This window comes from Kineosporia sp. A_224 (assembly GCF_002198655.1).
In the GTDB taxonomy this organism is placed as follows: Bacteria; Actinomycetota; Actinomycetes; order Actinomycetales; family Kineosporiaceae; genus R-H-3.
In genome coordinates this window covers 1-6,327 of record NZ_MWLN01000207.1, presented here as the reverse complement: position 1 = coordinate 6,327, position 6,327 = coordinate 1, and the positions used below count along the sequence as shown (strand labels likewise).

Genomic DNA, 6,327 nt, shown 5'->3' with positions numbered 1-6,327 from the left:
CTTCGCGTCGAGGGCGGCGCGGTCGGTGGGGGAGAGGTCCGCGAGGAGGGCGCGCTCGCGGTCCACGAGAGCAGCCAGGGCGGCTTCGACGACGGTGCGGCCCGCGTCGGTGAGGCCGACGAGGACGCCGCGGCCGTCGTCCGGGTCCGGGCGGCGCACGACGAGCCCGCGGGCGGCGAGCCGGTCGACCCGGTTCGTCATCGTCCCGCTCGTCACGAGCGTGTCGGTCGTCAGCCGGCCCGCGGACAGCTCGTAGGGCGCCCCGGAGCGGCGCAGGGCCGCGAGGACGTCGAACTCCCACGGCTCGACGCCGGGCCCGGCGAAGGCGGCGGCCCGGTGCCGGTCGAGGTGGTGGGCGAGCCGGGTCACCCGGGAGAGCACCTCGAGCGGGCCGACGTCGACCCCGGGGACCTCGCGCCGCCAGGCGGCGACGATCCGGTCGACCTCGTCGCCGACGGCGGCGTCCGGGCCGGCGTCCGGGGCGTCCGCCGCTGCGGGGGGCACGGGCGAGGTGTCGGTCACGGCCGCGGCCCCTTGAGCCGGGGGCGCCGCTCGAGCCCGGACAGCCCGTTCCAGGCGAGGTTGACCAGGTGCGCGGCCACCTCGGCCTTCTTCGGCTTGCGGACGTCGAGCCAGTGCTGGCCGGTGAGCGCGACCATCCCGACGAGCATCTGCGCGTAGAGCGGCGCGGCCTTCGGCTCCAGGCCGCGGGCCTTGAACTCGGCGGCGAGCAGGTACTCGACCTGGTTGGCGACGTCCGAGATGAGGCTCGCGAAGGTGCCCGTCGACTGCGCGACGGGGGAGTCCCGCACGAGGATGCGGAAGCCGTCGGTCGAGGTCTCGATGTAGTCCAGGAGGGCGAACGCGGCCTGCTCGAGCATGATCCGCGGGTGCGCGCCGGTCTGCAGCGACCGGTTGATCGCGTCGAGGAGGGCGGCGATCTCGCGGTCGACGACGACGGCGTAGAGGCCCTCCTTGCCGCCGAAGTGCTCGTAGACGACCGGTTTGGAGACCTGTGCCGTGGCGGCGATCTCCTCGACGCTCGTGCCCTCGAAGCCTTTCTCCGCGAAGAGCCGGCGGCCGACGTCCAGGAGCTGCTCGCGCCGCTGCTTGCCCGTCATCCGGGCGCGCGGCGCGGTCCGCGCGGGCCGGCCGGGGCCGGCGTCGCGGGCCTCCCGGGACGTCGTCACGCGCCCATCATGCCGTGCACGCCGCGGTCCTCCGCGGCACGGTCGCCCGGCACGGCCGGGGCCGCCGCGCCGGACCGGGGGTGAACCCGGGCCCGGGACTTGGCACACTTGCACCGGTCCGCGGACCGTCCGGACGCGCGACGAGCGCGTGCGGCACGGACGAAGCGGGCGTTCCGCCCTGGTGTAGCGGCAGCACACAGGCCTTTGGTGCCTTGAGGGCCGGGTTCGAATCCTGGGGGCGGAGCAGGCCGGCGCCGACGGGGCGTGGCCGGGCCGTGGTCGGCCTCACGCCCTGTCGGCCGGTCCGGCCCCGGCCGGCGGGTAGGATCGCGGTGCCTTACCAGCCACTGGCGCCGAGGGGGATCTCCGCGTGAGCCAGCACCGCCCGGCTGCCGTCGTCGTCCTTGCGGCCGGCGAAGGTACGCGGATGAAGTCGGCGACCCCGAAGGTGCTCCACCCCATCGGTGGCCGCTCCCTGCTCGGGCACGCGATCGCCGCCGCCCGCACCCTCGACCCCGAGCACCTCGTCGTCGTCGTGCGGCACGAGCGGGACCGGGTCGTCGCGCACGTCACCGCCGTCGACCCCGGCGCGCTCGTCGCCGACCAGGACGAGGTCAAGGGCACCGGCCGGGCCGTCGAGTGCGGTCTCGACGTGCTGCCCGCCGACCTCGCGGGCACCGTCGTCGTCACCTACGGGGACGTCCCGCTGCTCGACGGCGCGACGCTCGCCGATCTCGTCGCCCGGCACGCGGCGTCCGGCGCGGCCGCGAGCGTGCTCACGGCGCACGTCGCGGACCCGACCGGTTACGGCCGGGTCCTGCGGGACGCCTCGGGCGCGGTGACCGGCATCGTCGAGCACAAGGACGCGGACGACGCCCAGCGCGCGGTGAACGAGATCAACTCGGGCATCTACGCCTTCGACGCAGGCCTGCTGCGCAGCGCGCTGGCCCGGGTCGGCACCGACAACGCCCAGCGCGAGAAGTACCTCACCGACGTGCTCGCGGTGGCCCGGGCCGACGGGCTCGGTGTCGCGGCGGTCACGACGGACGACGTGTGGCAGGTCGAGGGCGTCAACGACCGGGTCCAGCTCGCGGCCCTCGGGCGCGAGCTGAACCGGCGGGTCGTCGAGGCCTGGATGCGGGCCGGCGTCACCGTCGTCGACCCGGCGACCACGTGGCTCGACGTCACGGTGACCCTCGAGCCGGACGTCACGCTGCTGCCCGGCACGATGCTCCACGGCACGACGCAGGTCCGCCGCGACGCCGTCGTCGGCCCGGAGACCTCGCTCACCGACTGCGTCGTCGCCGAGGGCGCGAGCGTCGTCCGGGCGCACGCCGTCGGCTCCCGGATCGGCGCCGGCGCCACCGTCGGGCCGTACGCGTCGCTGCGGGCCGGCACCGACCTCGGCGCCTCGGGCCGGATCGGCACCTTCGTCGAGACGAAGAAGGCCGTCATCGGCACCGGCTCGAAGGTGCCGCACCTCTCCTACGTCGGCGACGCGACGATCGGCGAGGGCTCGAACATCGGCGCCGCGACCGTCTTCGTCAACTACGACGGCGTCGCCAAGCACACGACGATCGTCGGCGACCACGTCCGGGTCGGCAGCGACAGCATGCTCGTCGCGCCGCTGACGATCGGGGACGGCGCCTACACGGCCGCCGGCTCGGTCATCATCTCGGACGTCCCCCCGGGAGCGATGGCGGTCGCCCGGGGGAAGCAGCGCAACGTCGAGGGCTGGGTCGAACGACGCCGCCCCGGCACCGCTGCCGCGAAGGCGGCGGCGCGCGCGCACGCGGCACAGGAGTCCGGTGAGGCGCCAGGGCCCGCCGGGACGCAGGAGGGAACGCCGCGATGAGCACCGGCATCACGTCGACGAGCGAGAAGCGGATGGTCGTCATCAGCGGCCGCGCGCACCCCGAGCTCGCCGAGGAGGTCGCCGCGGAGCTCGGTGTCGAGCTCGTCCCCACGAGCGCGTACGAGTTCGCGAACGGCGAGATCTACGTGCGGTTCGGGGAGAGCGTGCGCGGCTGCGACGCGTTCGTCATCCAGAGCCACAGCGCACCCATCAACCAGTGGGTGATGGAGCAGCTCATCATGGTCGACGCGCTGAAGCGGGCGTCGGCCAAGCGGATCACGGTCATCGCGCCGTCCTTCCCGTACGCCCGGCAGGACAAGAAGCACCGCGGCCGGGAGCCGATCTCGGCCCGCCTCATGGCCGACCTCTTCAAGACCGCGGGCGCGCACCGGCTCATGTCGGTCGACCTGCACACCGCGCAGATCCAGGGCTTCTTCGACGGCCCCGTCGATCACCTCTGGGCGCTGCCGCTGCTCACCGAGCACGTCCGCAAGCGGGTGGACCGGGCCCGGCTCACGGTCGTCTCGCCGGACGCCGGCCGGGTGCGGGTCGCCGACCACTGGTCCGACCGGCTCGGCGCCCCGCTGGCGATCATCCACAAGCGCCGCGACCCGAGCGTGCCGAACCAGGTCAAGGTGCACGAGGTCGTCGGTGACGTCGCGGGCCGCACCTGCGTGCTCGTCGACGACATGATCGACACCGCCGGGACGATCACCCAGGCCGCCGAGGCGCTCGTCGAGAACGGCGCCGCCGACGTCATCGTCGCGGCGACGCACGCGATCCTCTCCGGCCCCGCCGTCGACCGGCTGCGCTCGAGCAAGATCAGCGAGGTCATCGTCACGAACACGCTGCCGATCGGCGAGGACCGCCGGTTCCCGCAGCTGACGATCCTGTCGATCGCCCCGCTCATCGCCCGCGCGATCCGCGAGGTCTTCGACGACGGCTCGGTGACGAGCCTGTTCGACGGCAACTCCTGACGGGTCCGGCCCGTCCTCGGGGGAGGATCGGTTCAGTCCGTCGGTGCGGCTGCCGACGGGTACCCGAGGTGCTGCCCGCGGGGGTGGCGGTTCGCGAAGGGACTCAGGACGTGGCGGGACATCCCGACCAGGGGGGACAACGCGCGGTCGCGGTCGTCGTCGACGGCGAGCGGGTGCTGCTCATGAAGCGGTACCTGCACAAGCCCGACCCCGGGCTCTGCATCATGTGCCGCACCCTCGGGACGGCCGTGCCCGGCCCGGCCGGCCCGCGCTGCCCCGGCCACCACTACGCGGTGCTGCCCGGCGGGCACGTCGAGGACGGCGAGCCGATCGAGGAGGCCGTCGTCCGCGAGCTCATCGAGGAGACGTCCCTCGTCGGGCGCATCGACCGGGTGCTCTGGACCGGCCGGCACAACGAGCGCGAGGCGACCTACTTCCTCATGGCCGACGTCACCGGCACCCCGACGCTGGGCGGCCCGGAGCTGGCGAAGAACAACCCGGACAACAGCTTCGAGCTCGTCTGGGCGACCGCCGACGAGCTCGACGGCCTCGGCCTGCACCCGGCGGACGCGCGCGAGCCGCTCGCCAAGCTCCTCGCCGGCTGACCCGGCGGCTCCTCAGCGCGGGGTGACGGACGCCGTCCAGGTCACCTCGTCGTCCATGGCGGCCACGATCATGTCGATGTCGATCGTCGTGGGGACGCCGCGCCCGTCGTAGGTGACGGTGACCTTCTCCGCGGTGCCGAGCGAGCGGTCGACGACGTCGAGCAGCGCCTCGACCGTCGTCGGGGTGCCCTCGGGAGGCGTCGTGCCACCGGCGTCGTTCGTGAGCCCGACCCCCGTCACGGTGGCCGTCCCGGCCCGGACCCGGACCCGGACCAGACCGGCGGACGTGCAGAAGCACGACCCGTCGACGACGAGGTCGTAGTCGGTCAGGCCTGCGGCGGCCCAGGTCGCCCGGGCGCTCGCGAGCCGGTCCCGACCGGAGTCCGCCTCGTCGGTGCAGGCCGCCAGCGGCGCCGCGAGCAGGAGCAGGCAACCGGCGGCGACGAGCCGGGTCGGGCGTGTGCGCATGGCGGCCTCCGTGTCGACGGGTCCTGAGCAGTGTCCCGCGCCGGGTGCTTGCTCTGCCGTCAGGAGTGAGCCAGGCCGGCGTGCGCGCGAGCGTGCGCCCGAGCGTGATGCGAGGTGGTCGCCGTGGCCGCCACGGCCACGCACGCTGTGACCCACGTTCGCGCGCACGGCCGCGGGCCGGGCGGCCGCCCGGCGTGAACCGCCGCCCTGACACTCCCCGAACACCCGCCGAACGGCACCGGCCTCGACGGGGCGGCGCCGCAACGGCATCATGATCCGGGTGTCCGCGGGGGCACGACACTGCAGGAGACATCGGGGGAGGGATCCGGCTCGTGCGTGCGGAGCTGCCGCTGGGCACGCGTGACCCCCTGGAGGTCGACGGCTACCGGGTCGTCCGGCGGCTCGCCCAGGGCGGGCAGGGTGTCGTCTACCTCGCACGGACCCCGGACGACGACCTCGTCGCCCTCAAGCTGCTGCACCCGGGCTGGCTCGAGGAGCCGAGCGCCCGGGAGCGCCTCGTCAAGGAGATCGGCGCCGCCCGGACCGTGGCCCGCTTCTGCGTCGCGCAGGTGCTCGACGCGAAGGTCGACGGCGACACCCCGTACATCGTCAGCGAGTTCGTCGAGGGGCCGTCGCTCTCCCAGCACGTCAAGGAGCGGGGCCCGCTGCGCGGTGCCGCGCTCGACCGGCTCGCGGTCGCGACGGCGACGGCGCTCGCCGCGATCCACCGGGCCCGGATCGTGCACCGCGACCTCAAGCCCTCGAACGTCATGCTCGGCCCCGACGGGCCGCGCGTCATCGACTTCGGCATCGCCCGCGACCTCTCGCTGGAGACGACGTCGACGGGGCGGATCGTCGGCTCGCCGAACTACATGTCGCCCGAGCAGCTGTCCGGCCTCGTCGTCGGCCCGCCCGCGGACGTCTTCTCGTGGGGCTGCACCGTCGTCTTCGCGGCGACCGGCCGCTCGCCGTTCGCCGGCGACACCCTCGTGGCGCTCATGTACCAGGTCGTCCACGCCGACCCGGACACCGACGGAGTCCCCGAGCCGCTGCGCGGCCTCGTCGAACGCTGCCTCGCGAAGGACCCCGACGCGCGGCCGACGGCCGAGCAGGTGCTCCTGGCGCTCCTCGGCGGCCCGGGCCTGCCGGCGGCAGCGCCGCTCGAGGCGCCGGCGGAGCCGGCCGGTGCGGCGGATGCCGCGGCACCGGTCGCGTCCCTCGCCGCCGGGGCG

General features: G+C 74.7%; 7 protein-coding genes and 1 tRNA gene. 5 read left to right on the top strand and 3 right to left on the bottom strand.

Features of this window, described 5'->3' with window-relative positions:
• Together EDJALFJO_RS25895 and EDJALFJO_RS25890 are read right to left on the bottom strand one after the other, a co-directional pair.
• Positions 1-504: MarR family transcriptional regulator (locus EDJALFJO_RS25895; RefSeq protein ID WP_088289215.1), on the bottom strand; the 504-nt coding region annotated here is incomplete at its 3' end.
• A gap of 14 nt (positions 505-518) precedes the next feature.
• A complete protein-coding gene (locus EDJALFJO_RS25890; protein WP_233150038.1) occupies positions 519-1,190 on the bottom strand; it encodes a TetR/AcrR family transcriptional regulator in 672 nt (223 codons plus the stop codon).
• A gap of 172 nt (positions 1,191-1,362) precedes the next feature.
• On the opposite strand from EDJALFJO_RS25890, the gene EDJALFJO_RS25885 reads away from it, so the two are divergent.
• The 4 genes from EDJALFJO_RS25885 to EDJALFJO_RS25870 all read left to right on the top strand — a co-directional run bounded on the left by EDJALFJO_RS25885 (position 1,363) and on the right by EDJALFJO_RS25870 (position 4,627).
• A tRNA-Gln gene (locus EDJALFJO_RS25885) sits at positions 1,363-1,434 on the top strand.
• A 126-nt stretch (positions 1,435-1,560) separates the two neighbouring features.
• A complete protein-coding gene (glmU, locus tag EDJALFJO_RS25880; protein WP_088289212.1) occupies positions 1,561-3,045 on the top strand; it encodes a bifunctional UDP-N-acetylglucosamine diphosphorylase/glucosamine-1-phosphate N-acetyltransferase GlmU in 1,485 nt (494 codons plus the stop codon).
• On the top strand, positions 3,042-4,022 hold the full coding sequence (locus EDJALFJO_RS25875; protein ID WP_088289211.1) for a ribose-phosphate diphosphokinase: 981 nt from the start codon (positions 3,042-3,044) through the stop codon (positions 4,020-4,022). Before glmU ends, EDJALFJO_RS25875 begins: the two co-directional genes overlap by 4 nt.
• 110 nt (positions 4,023-4,132) lie before the next feature.
• Positions 4,133-4,627, top strand: coding sequence for an NUDIX hydrolase (locus EDJALFJO_RS25870; RefSeq protein ID WP_198950645.1), 495 nt, complete (start codon positions 4,133-4,135; stop codon positions 4,625-4,627).
• A gap of 12 nt (positions 4,628-4,639) precedes the next feature.
• Here EDJALFJO_RS25870 and EDJALFJO_RS25865 read toward each other — a convergent pair whose 3' ends face one another.
• On the bottom strand, positions 4,640-5,095 hold the full coding sequence (locus EDJALFJO_RS25865) for a DUF6174 domain-containing protein (RefSeq protein WP_088289210.1): 456 nt from the start codon (positions 5,093-5,095) through the stop codon (positions 4,640-4,642).
• 332 nt (positions 5,096-5,427) lie between these two features.
• On the opposite strand from EDJALFJO_RS25865, the gene EDJALFJO_RS25860 reads away from it, so the two are divergent.
• Positions 5,428-6,327 (top strand): serine/threonine-protein kinase (locus tag EDJALFJO_RS25860; RefSeq protein WP_143448791.1); only part of this gene is annotated, 900 nt, incomplete at its 3' end.